22 protein-coding genes are annotated in these 25,489 nt (G+C 72.3%); 5 read left to right on the forward strand and 17 right to left on the reverse strand.

What is annotated here, in order from left to right:
* Positions 1-47: 47 nt before the first annotated feature.
* From ACYF6T_RS13165 to ACYF6T_RS13180, 4 genes are read right to left on the reverse strand one after another with little or no spacing between them, the layout of a single operon-like run.
* On the reverse strand, positions 48-647 hold the full coding sequence (locus ACYF6T_RS13165; protein ID WP_461696141.1) for a GTP-binding protein: 600 nt from the start codon (positions 645-647) through the stop codon (positions 48-50).
* Positions 634-1,050 carry a DUF742 domain-containing protein gene (locus ACYF6T_RS13170; RefSeq protein ID WP_461696143.1) on the reverse strand — a complete coding sequence of 139 codons (417 nt, stop codon included), beginning with the start codon at positions 1,048-1,050 and terminating at the stop codon, positions 634-636. The genes ACYF6T_RS13165 and ACYF6T_RS13170 overlap by 14 nt, the downstream gene beginning before the upstream one ends.
* 34 nt (positions 1,051-1,084) lie before the next feature.
* A complete protein-coding gene (locus ACYF6T_RS13175) occupies positions 1,085-1,555 on the reverse strand; it encodes a roadblock/LC7 domain-containing protein (protein WP_461696145.1) in 471 nt (156 codons plus the stop codon).
* The gene (locus tag ACYF6T_RS13180; RefSeq protein ID WP_461696147.1) at positions 1,552-3,972 is read right to left on the reverse strand and encodes a sensor histidine kinase; all 2,421 of its coding nucleotides are present in this window, start codon (positions 3,970-3,972) and stop codon (positions 1,552-1,554) included. The genes ACYF6T_RS13175 and ACYF6T_RS13180 overlap by 4 nt, the downstream gene beginning before the upstream one ends.
* Positions 3,973-4,333: 361 nt before the next feature.
* Between ACYF6T_RS13180 and ACYF6T_RS13185 the strand changes: the two genes are divergently transcribed.
* On the forward strand, positions 4,334-5,293 hold the full coding sequence (locus tag ACYF6T_RS13185) for an ABC transporter substrate-binding protein (protein ID WP_461696149.1): 960 nt from the start codon (positions 4,334-4,336) through the stop codon (positions 5,291-5,293).
* Between the two features lie 35 nt (positions 5,294-5,328).
* Positions 5,329-6,816, forward strand: coding sequence for an aromatic amino acid lyase (locus tag ACYF6T_RS13190; protein ID WP_461696151.1), 1,488 nt, complete (start codon positions 5,329-5,331; stop codon positions 6,814-6,816).
* Between the two features lie 11 nt (positions 6,817-6,827).
* Here the strand turns inward: ACYF6T_RS13190 and ACYF6T_RS13195 are convergent, their stop codons facing one another.
* Genes ACYF6T_RS13195 through ACYF6T_RS13215 form a run of 5 tightly spaced genes read right to left on the reverse strand, consistent with a single transcriptional unit; the run spans position 6,828 to position 12,971 of the window.
* Positions 6,828-7,751 carry an ROK family protein gene (locus ACYF6T_RS13195; RefSeq protein ID WP_461696153.1) on the reverse strand — a complete coding sequence of 308 codons (924 nt, stop codon included), beginning with the start codon at positions 7,749-7,751 and terminating at the stop codon, positions 6,828-6,830.
* Positions 7,748-9,388: a dipeptide ABC transporter ATP-binding protein gene (locus ACYF6T_RS13200; protein ID WP_461696155.1), complete on the reverse strand. Its 1,641-nt coding sequence runs from the start codon at positions 9,386-9,388 to the stop codon at positions 7,748-7,750. Before ACYF6T_RS13200 ends, ACYF6T_RS13195 begins: the two co-directional genes overlap by 4 nt.
* Positions 9,385-10,272, reverse strand: coding sequence for an ABC transporter permease (locus tag ACYF6T_RS13205; RefSeq protein WP_461696157.1), 888 nt, complete (start codon positions 10,270-10,272; stop codon positions 9,385-9,387). The genes ACYF6T_RS13200 and ACYF6T_RS13205 overlap by 4 nt, the downstream gene beginning before the upstream one ends.
* Positions 10,269-11,228 carry an ABC transporter permease gene (locus ACYF6T_RS13210; protein ID WP_461696159.1) on the reverse strand — a complete coding sequence of 320 codons (960 nt, stop codon included), beginning with the start codon at positions 11,226-11,228 and terminating at the stop codon, positions 10,269-10,271. The genes ACYF6T_RS13205 and ACYF6T_RS13210 overlap by 4 nt, the downstream gene beginning before the upstream one ends.
* A gap of 3 nt (positions 11,229-11,231) precedes the next feature.
* The gene (locus tag ACYF6T_RS13215; RefSeq protein WP_461696160.1) at positions 11,232-12,971 is read right to left on the reverse strand and encodes a peptide ABC transporter substrate-binding protein; all 1,740 of its coding nucleotides are present in this window, start codon (positions 12,969-12,971) and stop codon (positions 11,232-11,234) included.
* A 182-nt stretch (positions 12,972-13,153) separates the two neighbouring features.
* On the opposite strand from ACYF6T_RS13215, the gene ACYF6T_RS13220 reads away from it, so the two are divergent.
* Positions 13,154-14,347 (forward strand): ROK family transcriptional regulator, encoded by a 1,194-nt coding sequence (locus tag ACYF6T_RS13220; RefSeq protein WP_461696162.1) that lies wholly within the window; start codon positions 13,154-13,156, stop codon positions 14,345-14,347.
* 14 nt (positions 14,348-14,361) lie between these two features.
* Positions 14,362-15,864: a M81 family metallopeptidase gene (locus ACYF6T_RS13225; protein ID WP_461696163.1), complete on the forward strand. Its 1,503-nt coding sequence runs from the start codon at positions 14,362-14,364 to the stop codon at positions 15,862-15,864.
* Between the two features lie 33 nt (positions 15,865-15,897).
* Here ACYF6T_RS13225 and ACYF6T_RS13230 read toward each other — a convergent pair whose 3' ends face one another.
* The 7 genes from ACYF6T_RS13230 to ACYF6T_RS13260 form a co-directional block, all read right to left on the reverse strand.
* On the reverse strand, positions 15,898-16,473 hold the full coding sequence (locus ACYF6T_RS13230; protein WP_461696165.1) for a GTP-binding protein: 576 nt from the start codon (positions 16,471-16,473) through the stop codon (positions 15,898-15,900).
* The gene (locus ACYF6T_RS13235; RefSeq protein ID WP_461696166.1) at positions 16,460-16,822 is read right to left on the reverse strand and encodes a DUF742 domain-containing protein; all 363 of its coding nucleotides are present in this window, start codon (positions 16,820-16,822) and stop codon (positions 16,460-16,462) included. Before ACYF6T_RS13235 ends, ACYF6T_RS13230 begins: the two co-directional genes overlap by 14 nt.
* Before the next feature lies 1 nt (position 16,823).
* Positions 16,824-17,255, reverse strand: a complete 432-nt coding sequence (locus ACYF6T_RS13240) for a roadblock/LC7 domain-containing protein (protein WP_461696167.1) — start codon at positions 17,253-17,255, stop codon at positions 16,824-16,826.
* 13 nt (positions 17,256-17,268) lie between these two features.
* Complete coding sequence (locus tag ACYF6T_RS13245; RefSeq protein ID WP_461696169.1) at positions 17,269-20,031, reverse strand: nitrate- and nitrite sensing domain-containing protein; 2,763 nt, start codon at positions 20,029-20,031, stop codon at positions 17,269-17,271.
* A gap of 204 nt (positions 20,032-20,235) precedes the next feature.
* A complete protein-coding gene (locus tag ACYF6T_RS13250; protein ID WP_461696170.1) occupies positions 20,236-21,249 on the reverse strand; it encodes a substrate-binding domain-containing protein in 1,014 nt (337 codons plus the stop codon).
* A 695-nt stretch (positions 21,250-21,944) separates the two neighbouring features.
* Positions 21,945-22,421, reverse strand: coding sequence for a DUF6114 domain-containing protein (locus tag ACYF6T_RS13255; RefSeq protein WP_461696171.1), 477 nt, complete (start codon positions 22,419-22,421; stop codon positions 21,945-21,947).
* Positions 22,421-23,092, reverse strand: coding sequence for a DUF6230 family protein (locus ACYF6T_RS13260; RefSeq protein WP_461696172.1), 672 nt, complete (start codon positions 23,090-23,092; stop codon positions 22,421-22,423). Before ACYF6T_RS13260 ends, ACYF6T_RS13255 begins: the two co-directional genes overlap by 1 nt.
* A 672-nt stretch (positions 23,093-23,764) precedes the next feature.
* Here ACYF6T_RS13260 and ACYF6T_RS13265 point away from each other — a divergent pair.
* Positions 23,765-24,418 (forward strand): Tat pathway signal sequence domain protein, encoded by a 654-nt coding sequence (locus ACYF6T_RS13265; protein ID WP_461696173.1) that lies wholly within the window; start codon positions 23,765-23,767, stop codon positions 24,416-24,418.
* 18 nt (positions 24,419-24,436) lie between these two features.
* On the opposite strand, the gene ACYF6T_RS13270 is transcribed toward ACYF6T_RS13265, so the two are convergent.
* The gene (locus tag ACYF6T_RS13270) at positions 24,437-25,351 is read right to left on the reverse strand and encodes a lytic polysaccharide monooxygenase auxiliary activity family 9 protein (RefSeq protein ID WP_461696174.1); all 915 of its coding nucleotides are present in this window, start codon (positions 25,349-25,351) and stop codon (positions 24,437-24,439) included.
* Positions 25,352-25,489: the final 138 nt, after the last annotated feature.

Raw genomic sequence — 25,489 nt, forward strand, 5'->3', positions numbered from 1 at the left:
CCGGGGACGCATCCCCGGGCCCGCGTCGGCGCGTCCACGGGCCTGCGTCAGCCCTCCGTGCGCGACAGCGCCAGTTCCAGGACGACCAGCAGCGCGTCCCGCACCGATCCCCGCTCCCGCGCGTCGAAGACGAGCACCGGGACCCGGTCGGCGACGTCGAGCGCCCAGCGGACCTCGTCCAGGGTGTGCTCGACCTTGCCGTCGAAGGCGTTGACGGCGACCGCGAACGGGATCTGCCGGTGCTCGAAGTAGTCGACGGCCGCGTAGCAGTCGTCGAGCCGGCGCGTGTCGACGATGACGAGGCCGCCGACGGCGCCTTCGACGATGTCGTCCCACATGAACCCGAACCGCTCCTGCCCGGGCGTGCCGAACAGGTACAGCTTCAGGGTCGGGTCGATGGTCAGACAGCCGAAGTCCATCGCGACCGTCGTCGTGGTCTTCTGCGGGGTGTGGCTGAGGTCGTCCACCCCCGCCGCGACCTCGGTGATGGATGCCTCGGTGGTCAGCGGCTCGATCTCGGAGATGGCGCCGACGGCGGTGGTCTTGCCCACGCCGAAACCGCCCGCGATGACCAGCTTGACCGGCAGCGGCGGTCGTACGGCCGCGGTGGCGGCGGAAGGGCGCGTGGCCGGTTCAGTCGGTGTCACGGACTACCCCTCGGGAGTCGGGGATGGCACGCAGGGCGTCGATGACCCTGCGCAGGACGGTGGCGTCGTGGACGGCGCCGGAGTCGGGGACGTGCACCGCCAGATGCCCGGCGGCGCGCAGGTCCTCGGCGAGGACCCGGACGACGTTGAGGTGCAGCCGCAGCCGGGCCGCGAGCTCCGCGATGGACTGCGGCTGCCGGCAGGCGGCGACGATGTCGTACTGCTCGAAGGAGAGCCCGTCGAGCGCGTCGAGACCCTCGGCGGTGGCCACCACCTGGGTCTCGACGGGCACCGGCCGGCCGGCCGCGGTGGGCGCCACCCGGCCGGCGGTGACCAGGAACGGCCGTACGGCGGGGGCGGGGCCGACCGGGTCCGGGCCCGATGGTGGGGAGCCGTCCGCCATGTGCTGTCTTCCTCCTCGACCGGGCCGGACCCGGTCAGCGCCGCGCCGAGGCGCCGACGTTGTTCTTCAGTTCGAGCACCAGCTGCGGGCTGAGCGCGCTGCCCGCCCGGTTGGCGAACAGCGTCATCTCGTAGGCGATGTTGCCCAGCTTGGCCTCCTTGTCGGTGACCACGCCGAGGACGGCGCCGCTGCCGATCGCGGAGACCAGCACATGGCCGCCCTCCAGATCGATGATGACCTTGTTCAGGGCGCCCAGGCCGTAGTTGCCGGAGGCGCCGGCGGCCAGGCTGGTGATGCCGGAGACGATCGCCGCCAGCCGTTCGGAGTCCGCGTGCTCGCGCAGCTCGGAGACGGCGATGAGCAGTCCGTCCGAGGAGACGGCGATGGCGTCCACGACGCCCGCGGTCTCGGTCGCGAAACGGTTGAGCAGCCAGGTGAAGTCGGCTGCGGCGGCCTGCAGGTCGGTCGGCGTGGTGCCCGGCGTGTCACCTGTCGACGTGCTCACTGCTCGGCTCCTTCCGGGAGGTGGTTCTGGTCGTGCTGGTCAGAGGTCTTCGATGCCTGGCCGCTGTCGCGGTGCGCGCGTTCCACGGCCGCCTCGAACTCGTCGAGCGCGGCCCGCACCTCGTCCGCGTCGGCGGGCCTGGGGGCCTGGCGGGCCGCGAGCTGGGCCGCGGCGTCGACGGTCGTGTGGAGCGTGGCACCGCGCACCCGGCGGCGCAGCGGGCGGGCGGGGCCGTCCTCGGCCGGTGCGGGGTGCACGGGCGTCTCCGGGGTCGTCGTCTCGGTGCGGGCCCTGGGGATGAACGGCTCGTCCGCGGCGGCCGGTTCGCGCCGGGGCGTGCGGCGGGGCAGCGGGCCCGGGGCGCTGGTGTCCGCGTCGGCGGGCCGGGGGCCCGAGCGCGCCGGCACGGCGGCCGGCTCGGCGGCCACGGGAGGCGTCAGCGGGCTCATCGTCAGCAGCAGCGACGAGGGGACCGTCACCTCCGCGGTGACACCGCCGCCCGGGGTGCGGGTCAGGGCGACCCCGATCTCCCAGCGGCGGGCCAGCGTGCCCACCACGAACAGGCCGAGCACCTTCGTCGGCACCACGTCGAGGCGCTCGCGGCGGATCAGCCGGGCGTTCTCCTCGGCCAGGCGCTCGGCGCTCATGCCCAGTCCGTGGTCGGCGATCACGATGGTGGCGCCCCCCTCGCCGTCCTGCACGAGGACCTCGACGGGGCTGCCGGCGGGCGAGAACGACACCGCGTTCTCCAGGAGTTCGGCCACCATCAGGGTCAGGTCGCCGATGATGTCGGGTTCCACCATGACCTCGGTGCGCGCCCGCAGCTGCACCCGCTGGAAGCCCTCGATCTGGCCGAGCGCGGCCCGTACGACGTTGGTGAGCGCGGTGGGTCCGGAGTCCAGGACAGTCTCGCGGATGCCGGCCAGCAGCATCAGGCTGTCGGCGTTGCGGCGCAGGCGGACGGCGATGTGGTCGATGGAGTACAGGCGCTCCAGCAGCGCCGGATCGGTCTCGCCGCGCTCCACCGCGTCGATCAGCGCCAGCTGGCGGGTGGTCAGGTTGCTGACGCGGCGGCCGACGTTGCCGAACATCTCGGCGACGTTGCGGCGGCTGAGCACCTGGCGCTCCAGCAGCGCGACGGCCGTGGTCTGCACGCGGTTGAACACCTCGGCCAGTGCGCCGATCTCGTCCTGCGCGGTGACCGGCATCTCCCGCAGCCGCGGCGGGCCCGCGTCCTCGGTGTCGTCGTCGGCCACCCGGGCCAGCTCCCGGCCGGCCACGTCGGCGACCTCCTGCGCGGCGCCGGTGAGGGCCTGCACCGGGCGGACCACGGAGCGGCGCACCAGCACCGAGAAGGCGATCCACAGCGCGAAGCCGAGCAGACCGATGGTCAGCAGCAGCCCGGCGCGCCAGCCGGCGTCGCGGGCGGCGGTGTCGGCGCGGTCGGCGATCTGGCCGATCAACGAGGAGGTGATCCTCAGGCGGTTCGCGGCCTGTTCGGGGTAGGCCGGGTAGTCGCTCAGGGCGTCCTGGAACGCCGCCCGGATCTCGGCCGGCGTGGTCGCCTGAAGGGTGCTGGGCGCGACCTGGAGTTCGGCGTACGCCTCGGCGATGTCCCGCTGGGCGGCGGTGTGTTCGATGCCGGTCAGCTGGTCGGCCTGGCGGGCGGTGGCGAACCGGGCGAAGCGGTCGGCCTGGTTGCTGTAGAGCGCGTACGCGCCGACCGCGGTCGTGAACTCGATCTGCGCGTTCGTGTCACCCGTCGTCGCCGAGAACACTCCGGTCTCGAAGGAGCCGTGCGCGGCGTCGGCGCGCAGCAGGGAGTCCAGCAGGTTGCCGGTGAAGGTGGCCGCGAGCTCCGCGTTGCGGTCCAGGCCGAGACCGTCGATCACGGTCCTGGCAGCGTTGTCGTACGCGGGGTCGATGTTGCTCGCGGGCAGATAGCTCTGCTCGACGGTGGAGCGCAGGCTGGTGAGGCCCTCGACCTCCTTGAGCGCCTGTGCCTCGCCGTCCGGCATCTCGTTGTCGCCGAAGGCCTCGCGCACCTTCGCGACCTGCGCGTCGACCGCCTCCTGCGCCTTGTGGTAGTCGGCGAGCGTGGCCTGCACGCCGCGGCTGCCGGCCTCGTAGCGCACGGACAGCAGGATCGCCAGCTGGTGCTCGGACTCGATCTCGTTGACCAGTGTCGCCACCTGCTCGCTGTCGCGCACCAGGTCCGCCGCGGCCTTCGCGTCGCGCGCCTGGCCCACCTGGTCGGCGATCAGATACGAGAGCAGCACCGCCACGACGGCCAGCGGGACGCCGACCAGGATGTTGAGCTTGCGCCTGAACGGCCACCGGTCGGCGAATCCGCGGATACCGCCCGAGAGCGGTGGTGGGGCGGGCCGGGCGGTCGCGTCCACCTCGTTCGTGGACACCGGGCCTCCTTACACAGGGGAGTCTCAGCGCGCGACGACGCGCATGACCGAATCTGATCGACGGAAAAAGAGGTGCGAAAGGTGCGCGATGGCACCGGAGCGGCCCCCGCACACCGCTGTGACCGACGCCAACTCGGCTGAGACTACCGTCTCTTCGAACGATCAAGGGCGTCGCCCTACGTCAAGAATCCGTTACAAAGAGCCTCCGGTTCGGCCCCGGTTCGTTCACGCTGGCTTCACAACCGATCACGCATCGAGGCCAATTGGTGACCAGGCTGCTCTTGACTGAGTGAGAACAGGCTGGATTGGATCAGCTACAGCGCTTGCTTCCCATCAATCCCCCGAGTCCGGAACGGGAATCGTGACTTCCAAAGCCCCACGCAGCAGGTCCATCAGGAGCTACCCCGCGGCGGCCGTCGCGCTCGCCGCGACCACGGCCCTGCTGGCGGGATGTGGCTCCTCCGACGACGACAACTCCTCCGACCCGCTCCAGGGAGGCAAGTCCGACGGCAAGACCGTGGTCGTCGGCTCCAACAACTTCGCCGAGAGCATCCTGATCGCCGACATCTACGGCGAGGCGCTGAAGGCCAAGGGCGTCAAGGTCACCTACAAGCCCAACATCGGCAGCCGCGAGACCACCTACGGCCTGCTGAAGAACGGCTCCATCACGGTGCTGCCGGAGTACAACGGCGCCCTGCTGGCCTACCTCGACCCCAAGGCGGCGCCCACCACGGTCGAGGCCACCACGACCGCGATCGAGGGCAAGCTCGACTCCAAGCTGACGCTCCTGGACCCCTCGCCCGCGCAGGACAAGGACTCCGTCACCCTCAACAAGGCCACCGCCGACAAGTACAACCTGACCTCCGAGTCCTCCATCGCCGACCTCAAGGACGTCGCGAAGGACCTGACCATCGGTGCCTCGCCGGAGTTCCAGACCCGGCAGCAGGGCCTGGTCGGCCTGAAGTCCGTCTACGGCCTGGAGTTCAAGGGCTTCAAGGCGCTGGACGCGGGCGGCCCGCTGACGCTGGCGGCGCTGAAGAAGGACACCGTGCAGGCCGCGGACATCTTCACCACCGACCCGAACATCACCAAGGAGAAGTTCGTGGTCCTGCAGGACCCGAAGAACCTCTTCGGGTTCGAGAACGTGCAGCCGCTCGTCTACAAGAGCGGGCTGTCCGACGCGGGCGTCGCCGCGCTCAACGCGGTCTCCGCCAAGCTCGACACCAAGACGCTGCTCGACCTCGACTCCCAGGTCCAGCTCGACAACAAGGACCCGCTGGACGTCGCCAAGGCCTGGCTGAAGACGGCCGGCCTGGACTGACGCGGGTGGAACAGGGTTCCGACGGACCGACGCGGGTGCCCCCTCGGGAAGGGGGCACCCGCGTCGTCCTGGACGGCGCCACGCTCGGCCTCGACGCGCTGGTGGCGCTGGCCGACGGCACCGCACGACCCGTCGTGTCCGCCGACGCGCGCGAGCGGGCCCGCCGTTCCTGGCACACCGCCCACCGCCTCGCCGCCACAGGGCGCCTGTACGGCCGCGGCACCGGCGTCGGCGCGCACCGCTCGGTGTCCGTCGACGCGGCCGACGAGGCCGGCCACGGCCTGCGCCTGCTGCGCAGCCACGCGGGCGGCGCCGGCGCCCTGCTCCCGCCCCGGCAGGTGCGCGCCCTGCTCGCCGTGCGCGCCAACCAGCTCCTCGCCGGCGGCTCCGGCATCCAGCCCGCCTTCGCCGACGCCCTCGCCGAAGCCCTGCGGCTCGGCGTGCACCCGGCCGTCAACGAGTACGGCGGCGTCGGCACCGGAGACCTGACCGCGCTGGCCCAGACCGGCCTGACCCTGATCGGTGAACGCCCGTGGCTGGGCGACACCTCGGCCGGCCTGCCCACCCCGCTCACCCTCCAGCCGGGCGACGCCCTGGCCCTGCTCAGCAGCAACGCCCTCGCCCTCGCCGCCGCGGCGCTGTCCTGCCACGAGTCGGCGGTCCTGCTGCGCGCCACCCACACCGTGACCGCCCTCTCCCTCACCGCGGTCTCCGGCTCCCTGGAGCCCTACGCCCCCGAGGTGCACGCCCTGCGCCCGTACCCGGGAGCGGCGCACGCGGCGGCCGAGGTACGGCGGCTGCTGGCGGACGCCGAGACCGTGCCCCCTGCCGGCGCGCCCCCGGGCCCCGGTGGCGGGCATCGTATACAGGACCCCTACGGCTTCCGGGCCTTCCCGCAGGTGCACGGCTGTGCCCTGGACGCCGCCGACGCGCTGCGGCGGATCGTCGAGGTCGAGGTCAACCGCCCCGCCGAGAACCCCCTCGTCACCGGCGACGCCACGCGGGCCTACCACCACGGCGGCTTCTTCGCCGCGCCGCTCGCTCTCGCCCTCGACGCGCTGAACCTCGCGCTGCTGCAGACCGCCCAGCTGTCCGTGGCCCGCCTCACCGCGCTCGGCCGCGCCGACCTGACCGGTCTGCCCGCCTATCTCATCGCCGGCCCGGCCGGCAGCTCCGGCACGATGATCCTGGACTACACGGCCAACTCGGCGCTGGCGGAGCTGCGTTCGTGCGCCATGCCCGCCTCGGCCGGGCACGCCGTCCTGTCCCAGGGCCTGGAGGAGGCCGCCAGCTTCGCCTCCCAGGCGGCCCGCCAGAGCCGGCGCGCCACGGACGCCTACCGCACGGTCCTGGCCTGCGAACTCGTCTGCGCCGTACGTGCCCTGCGCATGCACCCCGCTCCGCCGCCCCTGCGCGCCTTCACCGCGGCCGCGGCCGCCCTCCCAGCCGGCACCGACGACCGCCCCCTCACCGCCGACGTGACGGCGGCGACCGAACTGCTCCCGCAGCTCGCCGAGTTGTGAGCCGCGACCGCTCACGCCCGCGCGGCCGCACCCAGCTCCGCCCGCACCCGAGCCGCCGCGCCGACGGCCACGGCGTCGTCCCCGAGGGCGGCCGGCAGGACGGTCAACGGGTGCCCGCTGACCGGGGGTTCGGCGGTCAGGGCGGCGCGGATCGCCGGCTCCAGCAGGGGCCAGGCCCGGCTGACGCCGCCGCCGAGAACGAACGTGGTGACGTCCAGCAGGCCCGCCGTCAGCAGGATCGCGCGGCCCACCGCCCCACCCGCCGCCTCGAACACGGCGCGCGCGTCCGGGTCGCCCGCGGCGGCGACCTCGCGCGCGGTCAGCCGCCGCCCGGTGCGCTCGCCGTACCGGGCGGCGATGGCGCGGCCCGAGGCCAGGGTCTCCAGATGGCCCCGTCCGCCGCAGGTGCACGGCAGGTCGCCGAAGCCGGGGACGTGCCCGATCTCGCCGGCCGCGCCGTGCGGCCCGTCGTACAGCGCGCCGCCCAGCCACAGCGCCCCGCCGACCCCGGTGCCGAGCATCATGCCGAGCACGTCCGGCTCGCCCGCCACCGCACCGGCCGCCGCCTCCCCGCGCAGGAAGGCGTTGACGTCGTTGTCGAGGAACGCCGGGACGCCCAGCGCCCGTTCGACCTCCGCCGTCACCTCGAACCCGGCCCAGTCGCGGAAGGAGTCGGTGGCCACGAGGATCGTTCCGGCCCGCGCGTCCACCACCCCGGCCGCCCCGACCCCGACGCCGAGCAGCCGCCCCGGCCCACGGTCCAGCAGCCGCCGTACGGCGGTCAGCGCGGTGCCCACCATCGCCGCCCCGCCCTCGGCCGCCGGAGTCGCCACCTCCATCCGTTCCCGTACCGTCAAGTCCGGTCCACACAGCACCACTTGGGTGGTCGTGCCGCCGATGTCGACGCCCGCGACCACCTCGACCCCACGCGTCACGCGGTGGCCCCCGTCCCGGCCCGGGCCCGCCGGCGCCGCTGCAGGACCGGATCCGGCACGGGCACGGACGCGATGAGCCGGCGCGTGTACGCGGTCTCCGGGCGCAGCAGCGTCCGCATCGTCGGCCCTTCCTCCTCCACACGGCCCGCGCGCAGGACGACGACCCGCTGGGCGAACCGCTGGACCACCGCCAGGTCATGCGAGACGAACAGGCAGGCGAAGCCGAACTCCGCCTGGAGCTCGGCGATCACCTCCAGCACCGTGCGCTGCACGCTCACGTCCAGCGCGCTGGTCGGCTCGTCCGCCACCAGCAGCCGGGGCCGCAGCACCAGGGCGCGGGCGAGGCTGACCCGCTGGCGCTGCCCGCCGGACAGCTCCCGCGGCCCGCGCCGCGCCAACTCCGCGGGCAGCCGCACCAGTTCGAGAGTCTCGGCGACCCGCTCGCGCCGCTCGGCCGCCGACATGCCCCGGCGGTGCATCCGCAACGGCTCGGCGACGCACTCCCCGACGCTCATCCGCGCGTCCAGCGAGGCCACCGGGTCCTGGAGCACCACCCCCACCCCGGACAGCAGGGCCCGCCGGGCCCGGCCGCGGGTCCTCGCCAGGTCGGCGCCGAACAGCGACACCGAACCGGCGGCCGGGGAGACCAGCCCCAGGGCGACCCGGGCGGCCGTCGACTTGCCCGACCCGGACTCGCCCACGAGCCCGACCGTCTCGCCGGGGCGGACCGTGAGCGACACCCCCTCCAGGGCCCGTACGGCACGCAGGGCACGCCCGAACCGCACGGACACGTCGGTGAGCCGCACGATCGGCTCCCCCTGGAGGGCAGGGGCGGGCTCCTCCACCGTCCCTTCCACCGCAAGCCGCGGCACCGCCGCCAGCAGCCGCCGGGTGTACTCGTGCCGGGGCCGCAGCAGCACCTCCTCCACCGGCCCGGTCTCCACGATCTCGCCCCGCAGCATCACGGCCACCCGGTCGGCGAAGTCGGCGACCACGCCCATGTTGTGGGTGACCAGCAGCACGCCGGTGCCGGAGTCGGCCGCCAGCGCCCGCAGCAGGTCGAGGATCTCGGCCTGCACCGTCACGTCCAGGGCCGTGGTCGGCTCGTCCGCGACCAGCAGGCCGGGCGAGTTGGCGATCGCCATCGCGATGACGACCCGCTGCCGCTGCCCGCCGGAGAGCTGGAAGGGGAAGGCCGAGGCCCGCCGCTCCGGCTTCGGGATGCCGACGCGGCGCAGCAGTCCGACCGCCTCCCGGGCGGCCTCGGCACGCGAGAGGGACCGGTGGTTGCGGATGACCTCGGCTATCTGCGCGCCGACGCGGGTGAGCGGGTCGAGCGCGGTGGCCGGTTCCTGGAACACCATCGACGCCGTACGGCCGCGCAGCCGGGCGAGTTCGGCCTCGCCGGCGCCGACGATCTGCGTGCCGCCGACCGTGATCCGGCCCGAGGCCCGCGCGGTGCCGGGCAGCAGGCCCAGCGCGGCCAGGGCGACCGTCGACTTGCCCGACCCGGACTCGCCGACCAGCGCCAGCGTCTCGCCGGGCCGGACGTGCAGTGACGCCTCCCGCACGGCGGGCACCTCACCGGTGCCGGTGGCGAAGGTGACCGAAAGCCCCTCGATCTCCAGGATGTTCACCCGCGTCCCCTCACGTCGAAGGCGTCGCGCAGCCCGTCGCCGACCGCGTTGAACGCGCAGACGACGAGGATGATCGCGAGGCCCGGCGGAACGATCAGCCACCAGCGGTCGGAGTAGGCCGCCGTCAGTCCGGCGGAGAGCATGCCGCCCCAGTCGGTCTTCGGCGGCTGGACACCGAGTCCGAGATACGAGACGTAGGCGACGAGGAGGATCGCGTCGGCGACCTGGAAGGTGGCCGCGACGACGATCGTCGACACCGAGTTGGGCAGGATGTGCCGGGCGACGGCCCGGGTGTGGGTGCCGCCGGTCGCACGCAGGGTCAGCACGTAGTCGCGGCTTTTCAGGGTGAGCGTCTCCGCCCGGACCAGCCGGGAGGGCACCAGCCAGGACACCAGGCCCAGGACGAGGATCAGCCCGACCGTGTCCGGTGTGGTGATCGCCGAGACCACCAGCAGGATGAACAGCGCGGGGATCGCGATCCCGGCGTCCACGACCCGCATCATCACGGCGTCCACCCAGCCGCCCGCGTACCCGGCGAGCGCGCCCCACAGGGTGCCGATGACGGTGGCCAGCACCCCCGCCGCGAGCCCCACGAGCAGCGAGACCTGTCCGCCGTACATCAGCCGCCCGAGCTGGTCGTGCCCGACGGCGTCGGTCCCCAGCCAGTGCGCCCCGCCCGGCGGGAGGTTGACCTGGGTGAGGTCGGTGTGGGTCTGGTCCGTCGAGTACACCAGCGGCCCCACGAAGCAGAACAGGAGGAAGAGGACCACCACCAGCACCCCGGCGACGGCGAGCTTGTTGCGCGCGAAGCGCGCGTCGCCGAGCGAGGCGGGGAGCTGCGCGGCAAGCCCCCACCGCCCCGCGGTTTCCACACGGCCGCTCATGCCCGTCCCTCCTTCACCCGCGGATCGACGACCCGCTGCACGACGTCCGCCAGCAGCGTCCCCACCACCGTCGCGACGGAGATGACCAGCACGCACCCGAGCAGCACCGGATAGTCGGACGACTGCGCGGCGGACCAGAACAGCAGCCCCATGCCGGGGTAGTTGAAGAGCTGCTCGACGACGAGGGCGCCCCCGAACAGCACGGGCACGTAGTAGCCGAGCATCGCGATCACCGGGGTCAGCGAGTTCCGGAACACGTGCCTGAAGAGGATGGCGGGCAGCCTCGCGCCCCCGGCCCGGGCGGTTCGCACGTAGTCCTCGGAGAGGTTCTCCAGGGTCGACGCGCGCATGTACCGGCTGAAGACGGCCACCATGGACGCCGCCCCCGTCACGACGGGCAGCACGAGCGCCGCCGGATCCGCGAACACCTGGGTCAGCGTGTCCCCTTGGGGCGCCTGGGAGGGGAACCAGCGCAGGGTCTGGGCGAACAGCAGGATCAGCAGCAGCCCCAGGAAGTACACCGGCGTGGAGTACGCCACGAAGCTCAGCGTCGTGATCACGTAGTCCGCCGGCCGGTTGCGGCGCACCGCCTGCCACATGCCCAGCGGGATCGCGAGCAGCAGCCCGACGAGCGCGGACAGGACCGTCAGCACCAGCGTCTTCGGCAGGCGTTGGCCGATGAGCTGGGAGACCGCCTCGTTGAGGGTGTACGACGTGCCGAGGTCACCGTGGAGCAGGGTGCGCAGGTAGTAGACGTACTGGACGGGCAACGGCCGGTCCAGGCCCTGGTCGTGGTCGAAGGCGGCGATCTGCTGGGGCGTGGCCTGCGGGCCGAGGATCCCGCGGGCGGGACCGCCGGGCAGGGCGTGCAGCAGGCAGAACACCACGACCGTCACGATCAGGATCACGGCCAGGGCCTGCAGGAGGCGCCGGGCGAGGTAGCCGAGGGTCTCCATGGCTCAGCTGGTCCACTTCCACTGCGCCGGGTGGAAGTTGGCGAGCGAGTCCTGGGAGAAGCCGCCGAGGCCCTTCCTGATGACGGAGATCTGGTAGTCCGGCTCCGGCAGCCAGATCACCGGCAGGTCCTTGGCGAGGGCCGCGCTGTAGTCCTGGATCGCCCGGTTCGAACGCGACGTCGTGGACGCGGCGATGAGCTTGTCCACGGCGGGATTGGTGTAACTGCCGAAGTTGGAGCCGCCCTTGGACTGGAAGAGGGAGTCGCCGGTCGGGAAGGCGCTGAAGTACCAGCTGCCCGCGGTGCCGAAGAAGGACAGCTGCCACGAGCAGACGGACTGGCCCGCCGTGCACTGCGGGGTCTGCGACAGCACCGAGTTGACGGGCGCGGTCCTGATGGAGAACCTGATGCCGGTCTTCGCCAGCGAGGACTGGATCGCGCTCATCATGTTGTCGGTGACGGTCGAACCGGACTGCGACAGCACCCGCATCTCGAACTTCGTCCCCTTGGCGACGCCTTCACCGCACTTGGCGGGCTCGGTACAGGTCATCACCCCGCCCTGCTCCGTCCAGCCGTGGCTGGTGAGCAGTTCGCGCGCCGCGCTCGTCGAGAACGGGTACGGGTTGGCCTTCTGCACCGGCGAGACGAAGTCCGACGCCTGGGCCTGCGGGATCGGCCCGTAGCCGGGCACCGCCGTGCCGTTGAAGACGACCTTGGCGAGAGTGTCCTGGTCGATGGAGCGCTGGATCGCCTGACGGGCGTAGAGCTGTCTGAACACCGCGCCCATCGCCGGGTTGTTGAAGTTGTACGGCATGTAGGTGATCGCCCACCCCGACCACGGCTTCACCTCGTAGCCGCGGGCGGTGAAACCGTCCTTCTGATCGAGGTCGGTGGCCTCGATGTAGCCGTAGTCGACGGTGCCCGAGCGCAGGGCGTTCTTCTCGGCGTCCGCGGTGGTGAAGGGCAGCAGGTTCACGGTCGCGATGCCCGGCTTCTCGCCGCCGTCGTACTTCCGGTTCGCGGTGAGCACCACCTTGCCGGCCGTCGTGAAGGACTTGACCGCGTAGGGGCCGCTGATCGTCTTCCACAGCGGGTTCGAGGCGTAACCGCCGATGTTCTTGGCCGCGTTGTTGAGGTACGTCCACTCCTCCTTCGCGCTGCCGCCCTTGTCCCAGGCGTGCCGGGGCAGCGGGGTGATGGAGTCGAGTTCGTTGGCCAGCATCCACTGCGGGTTGTAGGCCTTGTCGAAGGTGATGGTGAAGTGGCGGTCGTCGACCGCCTTGAAGGACGTCCAGTTGTCGGGTGCCTTGCCGGGGGTGTAGCCCGCCCACTGCGCCTTGTTGGCCTTGATGAGGTCGAACCAGAACGCGACGTCGGCGGAGGTGATCGGCTTGCCGTCGCTCCAGTGCCGGTCGCCGAGGGTGATCGTCACGCTCTTGTTGTCGGCGGCGAAGTCGGCGGCCGTGGCGATCGAACCGGCCTTGTTCCAGGCGATCTCGCCGGTCGAGCCGTCGTAGGCGATGAGCGGCTCCCACAGCGAGTTCGCGATGGAGATGTTGTTGGTGTTCAGGTGCGCGGCCGTGCCGATCGGCAGGATCCAGTTCGGCGTGAAGTTCGCGGGCAGCGCGTAGTCGATCGAGTCCTTCGACGCCGAGGACGTGTCGCCCGAGCCGGAGCAGCCCGCGAGCAGCAGCGTGCCCGCGCAGAGGGTGGCGGCGGGGGCGAGGAGTCCGGTGCGAGACATGGCTCTCCTTGCAGAAAAGGGGAACGAAGGCGGGGGCGAAGCCAGTGAACGACCCGAGGGGGCGAAGAAACAGGCGTGCCGCTGTAAAAAGCCTGTTTCTGCTGTTCTGGAAAAAGCGCGGTGGTGCGCGGATGGGCTTACGCTCGTCGCGCCGATCGCCGCCGACGGAAGTTACTTCCTCCATGACCGAAAAAAGTCCGGTGCGCCGCAAACCACACGCCGGCGTCTCCACGCTCGCCGAACGCGTCCTGGAACTCCTCGCCTCCGGGCAGGCGACGACGCGCACGGAGATCGCCGCGCTGCTCGGGGCCGCGCCGTCGACGATCTCGTTCACCGTGGGCCAGCTGCTGGAGTTCGGGCTGGTCGCCGAGGAGGGCACGGTGTCCTCCGCCGGCGGACGCCCGCGCAAGGTGCTGCGCCTCGGCGGCAGCGACGGCTTCGCGGTCGCCGCCGACATCGGCGGACGGCACGCCCGGGTCGGCGTCGCCCTGCCCGGCGGTGGCGCCACCGACGTCCGCACGGTGCCGTTCAACACGGCCGACGGACCCGACGCGGCGCTCGTCGCCCTCGCCGACACCCTCGACGCCCTCGCCGACCAGCACGGCAGGCGTCTGCTGCGTGGCGTCGGGCTGTGCCTGCCGGGCCCGGTGGACGTCGACTCCGGCGTCGTCACCCTCCCCGCCCGCATGCCCGGCTGGAACCGGTTTCCGGTCCGCGCCTGGATGGAGGAGCGGTTCGGCGTGCCCGTCGCCATCGAGAACGACGCCAACTGCATGGCCGTCGGCGAGCACAGCGTGCGGCCCGTCGAGCACCGGCAGGCGATCATGGTGAAGTCCGGCACCGGCATCGGCGCGGGCATCATCGCCGACGGCCGCCTCTACCGCGGCGGCACCGGCGCCTCCGGCGAGATCACCCACGTCCGCGTCGAGGCCGCCCACGACATCCCCTGCTCCTGCGGGAACACCGGGTGCCTGGAGACGGTCGCCTCGGGCGCCGCGCTGGTGCGCATCCTGCGCGAACGCGGCCTGGAGGTCTCCTCCACCGAGGACGTCGTGCGCCTGGCCTCCGACGCCGACCCCGAGGCGACCCGGGCGGTACGGCAGGCCGGCCGCTACCTCGGCCAGGTGCTCGCCGCCAACGTCAACTTCTTCAACCCGGACGCCGTGTACCTCGGCGGCATCCTCTCCACACTGGAACCGTTCGTCGCCGCCGTGCGCAGCCAGTTGTACGAGGGCTGCCACCCGCTCGTCACCGAACACCTGGTGATCGAGCGCGCCCGCCTCGGCGCGGACGCCGGGCTGGCCGGCGCGGGCCGGTTCGCCCTCCAACGGGCCTTCGCCCACGCGCTGCACGCGGTCACCGGCAGCCACCCCTGACCCCTGGAGACGCCATGCCCCTCCCCGTCATCGCGATCGCCGGCCTCGGCATCGAGTCCTCGACCTTCTCGCCCGCCCGCACCGACGCCCCCGCCTTCCACCCGCTGCGCGGGGACGAGGTCCTCACCCGCTACCCCTTCCTCGCCCCCGGCGCGCCGCTTCGCCAAGCCGCCGACTGGCGGGGCGCGCTGGTCGGCAAGGCACTGCCCGGCGGTACGGTGACGGCGGCCGCGTACGCCGAGCTGTCCGGCGAACTCCTCGACCGGCTGCGGCGGTTGGGCCGTATCGACGGACTCTGGTTCGACATCCACGGCGCCATGACGGTCGAGGGACTGGACGACGCCGAGGCCGACCTCCTCGCCCGCGTCCGCGACGTGACCGGCCCCGACACCCTGGTGTCGACCTCCATGGACCTGCACGGCAACGTCTCCCGCGAACTGGTCCACCTCAGCGACCTGATCACCTGCTACCGCATGGCCCCGCACGAGGACGCCCTGGAGACCAAGGAGCGGGCCGCCCGCAACCTCGTCGACCTGCTGACCGGCGGGGCACCCCGGCCGGTGAAGGCGTGGATCCCGGTGCCGGTGCTGCTGGCCGGCGAGCAGACCTCCACCCGTATCGAACCCGCGAAGAGCGTGTACGCGGCCGTCGCCGGGGTCGAGGCCGCCGACGGCGTCACGGACGCGGCGATCTGGGTCGGCTACGCCTGGGCCGACGAACCCCGCAACCGGGCGGCCGTGGTCGTCACCGGCCCCTCCGAAGCCGCCGTCACCGCGGGCGCCGAACGCCTCGCCCGCGGCTTCTGGCGGGCACGGCACGACTTCGCCTTCGTCGCCCCGACCGGCACCCTGGACGACTGCCTCGACGCGGCCCTCGCCTCCACCGCCCGGCCCTACTTCATCAGCGACACCGGCGACAACCCGACGGCCGGCGGCGCCGGCGACGTGACCTGGGGCCTGCGCACAGTGCTGTCCCGCCCCGAGTTCAAGGACGAGGACGGCCCCACCGTCCTGTACGCCTCCCTGCCGGGCCCGTCCGCCGTCGAGGCCGCCGTCGCGGCCGGCGTCGGCGCCACGGTCACCGTCACCGCGGGCGCCGAGACCGACGACCGGCACGCCGGGCCGCTCACCCTCACCGGCACCGTGCACGCGATCCGGCAGGGCGACCGGGACGCGCGCACGGAGGTCGTGCTGCGGGTCGGCTCCGTGCACGTGGTCCTGACCGCGCTGCGCAAGCCCTACCACCACGAACACGACTTCACCGACCTGGAGTTGGACCCGCGCACGGCCGACGTCGTCATCGTCAAGATCGGCTATCTGGAGCCGGAGCTGTTCGCGCTGGCGGCCGACTGGACGATGGCCCTGACCCCGGGCGGCGTGGACCAGGACCTGGTACGGCTCGGCCACCACCGCATCCGGCGCCCGATGTTCCCCTTCGACCGGGACATGCCGGAACCCGATCTCAGGGCGCGGATCATCCCGCCCTCGAACGAACCGCTGACCGGCGACGACGAGTGAAACGCTTCTTCTGACGACGAGCGGAACGCGTTTCTAGGGGACCGCGGCGGCGATGAGCTGATCGAGCAGGGCGATCAGGACGTCCCGGCTGGACCCGCGGTCGCGCGCGTCGCACAGCAGCACCTGGACGTCGTCCGGCAGCGCGAGCGCCTCGCGGATCTCCTCGGGCGGATACGGGTGTCGACCGTAGAAGCCGTTCACAGCGACGACGAACGGGATGCGCCGGCGTTCGAAGAAGTCGATCGCGGCGAAACTGCTCTCCGGGCGGCGCACGTCGACCAGGACGACCGCGCCCAGCGCGCCCAGCGCCAGGTCGTTCCACATGAACCAGAACCGCTGCTGGCCGGGGGTGCCGAAGAGATACAGCACGAGGTCGTCGCCGATGGTGATGCGGCCGAAGTCCAGGGCCACGGTGGTGGCCGTCTTCTCCTCGATGCCCTCAAGGTCGTCGATGCCCATACCGGCGCTGGTCAGCGCCTCCTCGGTGCGCAAGGGGGCGATCTCGCTGACCGAGCCGACCATGGTGGTCTTGCCCACGCCGAAACCGCCGGCGATCAGGATCTTCACCGTGTCGGGCGCCGCCCGGGTGACGGTGTCAGAGTCGGCCAAGGCCGTCCCTCACTTTCTGCAGCAGGTCCAGGTCCTTCTCCGGTGCCTGGGAGACCGGACGCGGCGGACGGACGGAGATCCGGCCCGCCTCCAGCAGATCGCAGAGCATGATGACGACCACGCTCACCGGAAGGTCCAGCAGCGCGGCCAGTTCCGCGACGGCGATCGGCTCGGCGCACAGCCGCAGCATGCGCTGCTGCTCCGGCTGCGGCCGGGTGGCCCAGGTCGGCGGCGGGTCCACCGCGGTCACCGTCGTGATGAGGGTGAAGTCGGCGCGGCTGGGTCGGGTCCGTCCGCCGGTCAGGGCGAAGGGTCGTACGAGCCGGCCCGCCGTATCGCCTGCGCCCACCTCACGCGCCGGGGCCGGGCATGGGTCCGATACCGGCCCGCGGTGCCGCGCTGAGGTGCTCGCCGATCTTCTTCACCAGCATGTTCATCTGGTACGCCACCACGCCGACGTCGGCGCCCGCGTTGGTGAGCACGACGAGGTGGGCGCCCGGGCCGGCCGAGGTCAGGATCAGATAGCTGTTGGCCATCTCGATCAGCGCCTGGCGGACCGGGCCGCCGCGGAAGTCCATGCTCACGCCCTTGCTGAGGCTCATCAGGCCGGACGCGGTCGCCGCCAGCCGTTCCGCGTCGTCGCGCAGGAACCCGGTGGACTTGCTGACCACCAGGCCGTCCTCCGAGAGCACGACGGCGTGGTTCACCTCGGCGACCCGGTCCACGAGTCCGGTCAGCAACTGGTCGAGCTGGGTGTCGGTGGCGGGTATGGGGCGTGTCATGGCGTGTCCTTCGTCAGCTGTCGGCGGGCGGAGTCCGGGGAACGTGGGAGTCTGGGGCGGAAGTTCCGGCGTCTTCGTCCCGGGCCCGGAGCGTGCCCCGCTGGAACCCGGCGAGCGAGGAGGCGGCCTGCTCCGCGGTGAACTCCTCGACGTCCTCCTCGACGGCCCCCGCCTCCTCACGCAGTTCGGCAGCGAGACTGCTCTGCGGGACACGCCGGGGGAGGCGCGCCAGGCCGGGGGGCCGGGTGGGGGCGGGGCTGGTCCCGGGGGAGTGGGGGAAGCGGGCGGAGTCGGCGGCGGCCGGTGGGCCGGTGGGGGTGCCCGACGGGTCGGAGTGGCCGGTGCCGGTGTCCGCGTCGGTGGCGGCACCGGTGTGCGCCTCGGTGCCGGTGCCCGCCTCGGTGCTGGTGCCGGTGACCGCGTCGGTGCTGGTGCTGGTGACCGCGTCGGCCGGGGCGTCGGTGTCGGCGGGGGCGCCGGTGTCGCGGGAGCTTCCGGCCCGTCCGCTGCCCGCTGCGCCGTGCGGGCCCTCGGCAGGTCCGGCCTCCGGCGCGTCCTCGGCCACGGCCCTGTCGATTCCGTCCGTGTCCGCGTGCCCCGCGGCACCGGCTTCCACCCCGGTGCCCTCCGGAACCCCGGCGGCTCCCGGATCCTCCGAGCCGGCGGCGGTCTGCGCGCCGTGGGCGTGGTCGGACGCCTCCGTCCCGGCACCGTCCGCCTCCGCGTGTTCCCGCAGGCGGGAGTGCTCGCCCTCATCGACGGCGATGCGGCGCTGGGCCGCGAGGGGCGTGGCGCGGGGCATACGGGCGGGAGGGGTGGCGCCGTCCCGGGCCGGCTCCCTGGGCGGAGCCTCTCGTACGACGATGTCGTGCGGGAGCAGGACGATCGCCGTCGTTCCGCCGTACGGCGAGGGCCGCAGCGTGACGGCGATGCCGTGCCGGGTCGCGAGGCGGGCGATGACGAACATGCCGAGCCGGAGGTCGTCGGCCAGCGCCACCACGTCGAACTGCGGCTCCACCGCCAACTGCACGTTGAACGCGGCGTAGTCCTCCTCCGACATGCCGAGCCCGCGGTCCTCGATCTCCACGGCGAGCCCCTTGGCCACCATCGCCGCCCGCACCCCCACCGGACTCGGCGGCGGCGAGTACACCGTCGCGTTGTCGATGAGCTCGGCCAGCAGATGGATCACGTCGGCGACCGCCGGCGGCGCCACGTACACGTCCTCGTCGGTGTGCACCTCCACACGCGCGTACTCGGCCACCTCCCCGACCGCACTGCGCAGGATGTCGATCAGCGCCACCGGCTCCCGCCAGCTGCGCCGCGGCTGCTCCCCGCTGATGATGACCAGGTTCTCCTCGTACCGGCGCAACTGGCTGGCCGTGGAGTCGAGTTCGTACAGGCCCTTGAGGACGTCGGGGTCGGAGTGCTCGCGCTCCAGCGCGTCCAGCTTGGTCAGCTGGAGGTTGACCAGGTTCTGGCTCTGCCGGGCGATGCCGAGGATGACCTTCTGGAACCCGCGCCGGGTGTCGGCGAGTTCGACGGCCGTGTGCACCGCCGTGCGCTGCGCGGTGTTGAACGCCTGCGCCACCTGCCCCAGTTCGTCCCGCCCGTAGTCCAGCGGCGGCGTCGCGAGGTCCACGTCGACCTTCTCGCCCCGGTCGAGCCGCTCCACCACGTCCGGCAGCCGCTCCTCGGCCAGGCGCAGCGTCGCCTCGCGCAGACCGCGCAGCCGCCGGGACAGCGAGCGGGTGATCCGCCAGGACATGCCCACGCACAGCAGGAGGGCCACCAGCCCGCCCGCGCTCAGCGAGGCCGCCGTCAGCAGCAGGCTGTGCGCCTTGTCGGCGCTGCGGTCCAGCAGCGCCCGGGTCTGTTCCCGGACCAGCGCGCCGTACTGGTCCGACACCTTGATCAGTGCCGCGCGCCACTGCTTCTGCACGTCGGGCAGCGCGATCCTGCCGTCCGCGCCCGCCGCCGTCCGCGCCGCGAGGACCTGGTCCTCGATCGACTCCAGCGTCTGCCAGTCCGCGCCCTGCAGGATCCGCTCGGTCTGGGTCTTCGCGTTCCCGGTGAGCAGGGGCACGATCTGGTTCTCGACCAGCCAGCGGCGGGTGTTGACCAGTTGCGCGAACTGCGCCCAGGTCTTCTCGTCCATGGACCCGGCCGGCCCGGCCAGCGTGAGCTGCGTGTCCTCCTCCGACACCAGCTCCGCCGCGTGCTCCAGGGCGACGAGCGGACCGGCCTGGGAGGTGAGGTCGCCGTCGTCGACCTGGGACAGCTCCTGGAAGGCGTGGATCTGGTCGTCGATGATCGACGTGTACTGGTCCAGCGCCTGCGCCCCGGTGATGTCGGTGGGGTCGTCCACCTGCCCCCGGTAGTACTCCAGACTGCTCACCGACGCGACCACCGAGTACAGCCGGTCCTTGACGCGGGCCGGTGCCTGCTGGATCTCGTCGGCGCGGTCGACGAGTTTGGCGACCGCCGCGTCCGTCTTCTTCCGCTGCGCGTCCAGCGCCGCCCGGGAGCCCTTCGGCGAGGTCAGCCACACGGCCGACAGGCTGCGCTCCTGCTGCAGCGCGAGCGTGGCGTCGGTGCCCATGGCGCCGGTGGACCGGCTCAACTCCGTCTGCGTGCGCAGCCGCAGGCCCTCGCTGAACATCTGCGTCGTCGTCACACCCCACATGGCGGCGAGCGTGATGCCGGGCACCAGCGCCAGCAGGATCAGGGAGAGACGTATGGAGCCGACTCGGCGCCGGGCACCTGTCCGTGGAGACATCGTCGTCCTAGGAAACGATCAGCGGGGAGCGGGACGGGGCGGGAGGGAGTTCGAGGAGGGATCGGGAACGGAGGGAGGCGGATGGGGGACGGATGGGGGACGGAGTGTGGGATACGGCACATGGGGTGCTCAGGATGCTATCCGCACAAGTGACCGCACGTGGCACGCGTCACCGAATCTCTCGCGACAACGCGGCACGGACTGTCAGCGGGTGCCGTTGCCCGCGAACTTCGCCACCGCCGCCACGTTCGCCTTGGTCACGAACGCCGGCCCGGTGAGCACCGGCTGCTGCCCGCCGCCGCTGACGTTGCCGTTGGTCTTGTACAGCCACAGCGCGTCCACCGCGAGATAGCCCTGCAGATACGGCTGTTGGTCCACCGCGAACTGCACGTCGCCGTCCTGTACCGCCTTCACCAGGTCCTTGTTGAGGTCGAAGGTGGCGACCTTGGCCTTGCTGCCCGCCTGCCGCACCGCCTTGACCGCGGTCAGCGCGAACTGGGCGCCGTTGGCGACCACTTCGTCGATCGTCGGGTCCTGCCGCAGCCGGGAGGTGATCGCGGCGGCGACGGCACCGGCGTCGGTGCCCTCCACGTACAGGTTCTCGGTCTGCCCGCCGAAGGTCTTCTTCACGCCCGCGCAGCGCGCCTCCAGCGCCACGTTGCCCCGCTCGTGGATGACACACAGGGCGTGGGTGGCCCGGAGGCTGTCGAGCTTGTCGCCGACGGCCCGCCCCGCGAGGCTCTCGTCCTGCCCGAAGTACTCCAGCAGCCCCTCCGAACGCCAGGCGTCGATGCCGGAGTTGAGGCCGACCACCGGGATGCCGGCCGCCTCGGCCGCGGCCACCGGTGCCTTCATCGCCTGTGGTTTGGCGAGGGTGACGGCGATGCCGTCGGCCTTGTCGCGTACGGCGTCCCGCACCAGTTCCGCCTGCCCGGCCGCGTCGGGGTCGTTGGCGTACGTCAGGGCGATGCCGTCCTTGGCGGCCGCCGCCTCGGCCCCCTTCTTCACCAGGTCCCAGAACGTGTCGCCCTCGGGCGCGTGGGTGACCAGCGTGACCTTGTACCGGGCGCCCGCGCCGGCGTTGCCGAGGGCGCCCGTGGCGGAGCGGTCCTGGCCGTCCGACGCGGAGCAGCCGGCGAGCAGCAGGGCGACGGCGGCGGCCACGGCGGCGACCCGGGCGGGTCTGGGGGAGGCGGGAGGCGGGGGAGGAGTGTTCATGAGGGTGCGGCACCTCGCTGTGCGGCCGAGCAAGAGGAACGGCGAGACGGGGTCCCCGGCCGGCGTCCGACACGTCGTGGGCCGGGCGGAGACTCTCGCTGGGCCGGAGCCAATCGTGTGTGACCGCCGGTAGTCAAGTGATCAGCGACGTGGAGTGAGTTGTTGCTGCCGCATCGTGATGATGCCGCGGACCCCCGGCCGGTCCGGCGGCGTGGACCGGGAGACGCCCGGCGATGTCGGATTCCTTCGGTCGAAGCCATTGCCATGGAGGAAAACCGCGAACCGCAGGCCGTCTCCAGAGCCTCTTGCCGCCGTCCTCCCACTGTGGTGAGCTCCCGACGACGGTGGAGAGGACCCCTGATGACCACGGAACGCGTACTGTCCCCGCCCGCCACCGCGCACCCATGGCGGCGGCCGGCCCTCGTCGCACTGCTGCTCGGCGAGGCGATGAACCTGCTGGACGCCACGGCCAGGTCGCCGCGCCCGCGATCCACGCCGGCCTCGGCGGGCCGATGCGTGAGAAAGGGGACTGAGGGAGGAGGCGACTTCACCTGAGGGCAGAAAGAGGGCGGGCGGCCGAGCACCGTGCCCCTGCCGTATACACCGGCCGACCCCGACGCGGCATGGTCGGCCGGTGGACGCCGGTGGACGCCGGTGGACGCCGGTGCGGCGGTGCGTCGGCCCGCGCGCCGCCGCTACGGCTGCGCCGTCTCCAACCCCGGCGCCTCCGCCTCCAGATCCCCTGTCCCGGCCTGTGCCGCCCGCGCTTCCTTCCGGCGTTGCCGTCGGCTGCGGCGCGGTTCCTGGTCGGGCAGCCAGCCGAAGGTGAGGCAGCTGCCGACGGCCCCGAGGAGCAGGCCGATGAAGAAGCCGCCCAGATTCGAGGTGACCCAGGTGCCCAGGGAACACAGGATGCCGATGATCGAGTAGAACAGCCGCTGACCCGGACTGAGCACGGTCAGCAGCCCGCACAGCACCATCACGACCGGCAGCAGGTACCCGGCCAGGCCCTGCATGCCGATGTGCATGACGACCTTGAGCGAGGCCTTCTCCGTGAGCAGGATCTCCGCCCCGCCCAGCGCGAGCAGCAGCCCGCCCCAGAACGGCCGACGGGCCCGCCAACCGCGGAAGGCGGGCCGCCACCCCTGACGTGGAGTGTCCGAGTCAGACATCAGCAACCCGAGTCGCTGAAGCGGAGTTTCAGGCCCGGAAGCTTGAACACCGCCGCGGTCGTGGCGTAGTTGGTCTGCCGCAGGTTGTCGATGTGCACCGTGTCGGCCTGCTGGCTGAAGACACCCTTCGGCCCCTGCACGCCGGCCTTGTTCAGCTCGCTGGCGTCGTTGCCGATCTCGATGTTGGTGAACGCGGCGTCACCGCTCAGCTGGGTCGAGTCGGTGGTCAGGTCGCTCGCCTCCACCTTGGACGAGCCGCTGCCGGCGGTGATCAGCAGATTCGTGCCGCCGAGGTCGACGCTCTGGCACAGACTGTCCAGCGTCGCCTTCTTGATCGCGGAGGTGACGACCAGCACCTGGCCGCCGGTGTCGCCCTCGTTGGGGCTGTTCGGCGACATGTTGTCGAGCGCGCCGAACTGCTCGAAGCCGGTGCCGTTGAGCGACTTGGCGGTGACAGTGAAGGGCATGCCGGAGATCGAGAACGACACCCCCAGCGCTCCCTCGGCGGTCATGATGGCGAGGCCGGCCAGAGCGGCGACGGCGGGCACCGCCATCACCGCGGCACGGCGTGCCCGGACCCGGCCGCGTCTGGCGGGGTCGGCCCCGGAACCGCTTTCGGGATTCCGGGGTGTGTGCTCGGCGGACGAGGTGACGTCCGAGGACGAGGCCATTTCTGCTCCCATGTGCATAGTCAGTGCGGGTTGGGCATCAGCGGCGGCGTTGTCCTGGCGCGGACAGCGGCTGCGGACGCACGCCTCCTGCCAACTCCCGGCGGTTGGAAGGGCTTTCTCGTACTCCGCAGTAGCCGCCGAGGAAGTTACCGGTGGTTACATTCGAGGGTCAAGAGAGTTGTGGAAAAAGGGTGTCGATTGTGTTTCACCTGTGCTTCGGCGGGATGGACGGAGTCCGGACGGCGTCCGGACCGCGTCTTGAACGATCGTCAACTCCCGTTCGGACCCTTGACGTTGACTGAGCATCAGGTCTAGAACTGCCCTCGGCTTCCCCCGGATCCGTGGCGCCGGATCCCGCCGCGCGGCACCGTCCGCGTCTCCCGGACCCCTCCTTGTCCAGGACGGGCTGTCCAGCCCGACACCACCGATGGCCCGCACGGGCACTTCCCCCTGGGTCCGTGCCGGGCCGCCGTCCCGCCCGGCCCGGCCGTCGGGCCCACCCCCCGGGTCCGCGGCCGGTCACCGGCCGGTCGTCGTTGCCGGTCCGTCACGTACGGAGAAGGCGTAACGGGCCGGCACCGGCGGACGCCGACCGGCGTCCCCCCACCTTCCTCGCGCCACGTCGGAAGCCTTCCACCCTCAAACCCCCCTTCGGAAAGAGGTAACTCCCCCATGCGCACTCGCACCCTCGCCACCCTCGTCGGAGCCGCCGCCGCCCTCTCCCTGACGGCGGCCGTCCCCGCCTCGGCGGACGGCACCGCGGTCCTGACCACCGGCTCGGTCGGCGGCACCGCCGTCGCGGTCGGCGACGTCCTGACCGCGCCGCTGGCCAGCGGCACCTCCGCCACCCTGTACTCCAGCGCGACCGGCACCAGCGGCGTGAAGTGCACGTCCTCGACGTTCACCGCCACGGTCACCGACAACCCGGCCGCGCCGGGCACCGCCACCGAGTCGGTCGGCGCGCAGACCTTCGACAGCAGCAGCTGCACCAGCAACGTCGTCGGCGTGCTCGGGGTCAGCAGCATCACCGTCGACAACCTGCCGTACACCACCACCGTGACCTCGGACGGCACCCTCACCGTGACCCCGGCGAGCGGCTCCACCATCCAGACCACGGTCAAGCTCCGCACCCTGCTCGGCACCATCACCTGCGTCTACCAGGCCGCCGGCCTGACCGGCACGACGAGCAACGACGACGCCAGCATCAACTTCACCAACCAGGAGTTCACCAAGACGTCCGGTTCGTCGCTCTGCTTCAGCAGCGGCTACTTCACCGCCAAGTACGCCCCGGTGACCGACAACGGCGCCACGGTCTACGTCAACTAAGCGACACGGGGCCGTAGTTCAGCGCCGACGCAGACGCAGGGCCAGGGCGGCGCCGCCGGTGAGCGCCAACACCGCCGCGGCGCCGCCCGCCACCATGGGCGCGGACGGACCCGGGTCCGCGGTGGCGGTGGACGCGACGGGCGTGCTGTCGGGAGCGGAGGCCGCCGACCGCGCCGTGGCGGACGACGGGGCGGAAGAAGCCGCGGGGGAGGCGGTGCCGGGCGAACTTGTGCTCCGCTCCCGCTCCTTGCCGGGTGCCGGCGAGGACGGCGTGGCCGGTTCCGCGCTCTTGGCCGCCTTGAACACCACGTCCGAGCAGGAGTAGTAGGTGTCCGTCGTGCTGCTGTTCTGCCAGATCGTGTACAGCACATGGCGGCCCGTCCGGTCGGACGGCAGGGTCGCCGCGATGTGGTACGCGCCGTTCGTCAGGGGCGGGTCCTTGACCTCGGCAAACGGGTTCTCGGGCAGCTCCGACCAGGTCAGCGGCTTGGCGGGGTCGTAGCCGGGCTTGGTCAGGTAGAGCCGGAACGTGCCCGTGTGGGGGATCGTCGAGGTGTACGTCATCGTCAGCTTCGCGCCCGGCGTGAGGGTCGTCGCCGGCCAGTCGGCACGTGCCAGGTCCAGGCCCTTGTAGGCGGGCAGTCCGCCGCTGCACAGCTTGCCGTCCGGAATGGTCTGCCGGTCCCGGCCGCCGACGTCCGCCACCCGCTCGTTGTCCCAGAAGGTGAACGGCGCGCCGTTCGCGGCCACGGCGGCCTGGCAGGCGGCGGTCCTCGCGTCGGCCCCGCCGTCCGGGGAGCAGGCGTACGCCCTGCTGACCGGATCGGTGGGCGCGCCGTGCGCCCGCGCGGGACCCGCCGCCCACAGGGTCAGCAGGGCCGGGGTCGCGAGGGCGGCTGCCAGGGCGGTGCGGTGAACGGTCATCCGGGGCATCCGGAACGCCTCCTCGGCCGGCGTGGAACGGTGTGCTCCCGTGGAGTACGGCAGACCGGCCCGTCGCGTTCACCGGCGCGCCCTGCCTCCTCCCGCGTCGCACAGGGCGCCTGCGTCCCATTGAAAACCAACCGGTCG

The sequence above is a fragment of the Streptomyces sp. 7R007 genome (assembly GCF_054850255.1).

What these genes read in the sequence shown, in the direction of transcription:
- ACYF6T_RS13170 (WP_461696143.1), bottom strand. Translation starts at nt 1,050, where the DNA reads ATGGCGGACGGCTCCCCACCATCGGGCCCGGACCCGGTCGGCCCCGCC.
- ACYF6T_RS13205 (WP_461696157.1), bottom strand. Translation starts at nt 10,272, where the DNA reads ATGAGCGGCCGTGTGGAAACCGCGGGGCGGTGGGGGCTTGCCGCGCAG.
- ACYF6T_RS13210 (WP_461696159.1), bottom strand. Translation starts at nt 11,228, where the DNA reads ATGGAGACCCTCGGCTACCTCGCCCGGCGCCTCCTGCAGGCCCTGGCC.
- ACYF6T_RS13215 (WP_461696160.1), bottom strand. Translation starts at nt 12,971, where the DNA reads ATGTCTCGCACCGGACTCCTCGCCCCCGCCGCCACCCTCTGCGCGGGC.
- ACYF6T_RS13220 (WP_461696162.1), top strand. Translation starts at nt 13,154, where the DNA reads ATGACCGAAAAAAGTCCGGTGCGCCGCAAACCACACGCCGGCGTCTCC.
- ACYF6T_RS13225 (WP_461696163.1), top strand. Translation starts at nt 14,362, where the DNA reads ATGCCCCTCCCCGTCATCGCGATCGCCGGCCTCGGCATCGAGTCCTCG.
- ACYF6T_RS13240 (WP_461696167.1), bottom strand. Translation starts at nt 17,255, where the DNA reads ATGACACGCCCCATACCCGCCACCGACACCCAGCTCGACCAGTTGCTG.
- ACYF6T_RS13245 (WP_461696169.1), bottom strand. Translation starts at nt 20,031, where the DNA reads ATGTCTCCACGGACAGGTGCCCGGCGCCGAGTCGGCTCCATACGTCTC.
- ACYF6T_RS13250 (WP_461696170.1), bottom strand. Translation starts at nt 21,249, where the DNA reads ATGAACACTCCTCCCCCGCCTCCCGCCTCCCCCAGACCCGCCCGGGTC.
- ACYF6T_RS13255 (WP_461696171.1), bottom strand. Translation starts at nt 22,421, where the DNA reads ATGTCTGACTCGGACACTCCACGTCAGGGGTGGCGGCCCGCCTTCCGC.
- ACYF6T_RS13260 (WP_461696172.1), bottom strand. Translation starts at nt 23,092, where the DNA reads ATGGCCTCGTCCTCGGACGTCACCTCGTCCGCCGAGCACACACCCCGG.
- ACYF6T_RS13265 (WP_461696173.1), top strand. Translation starts at nt 23,765, where the DNA reads ATGCGCACTCGCACCCTCGCCACCCTCGTCGGAGCCGCCGCCGCCCTC.
- ACYF6T_RS13270 (WP_461696174.1), bottom strand. Translation starts at nt 25,351, where the DNA reads ATGCCCCGGATGACCGTTCACCGCACCGCCCTGGCAGCCGCCCTCGCG.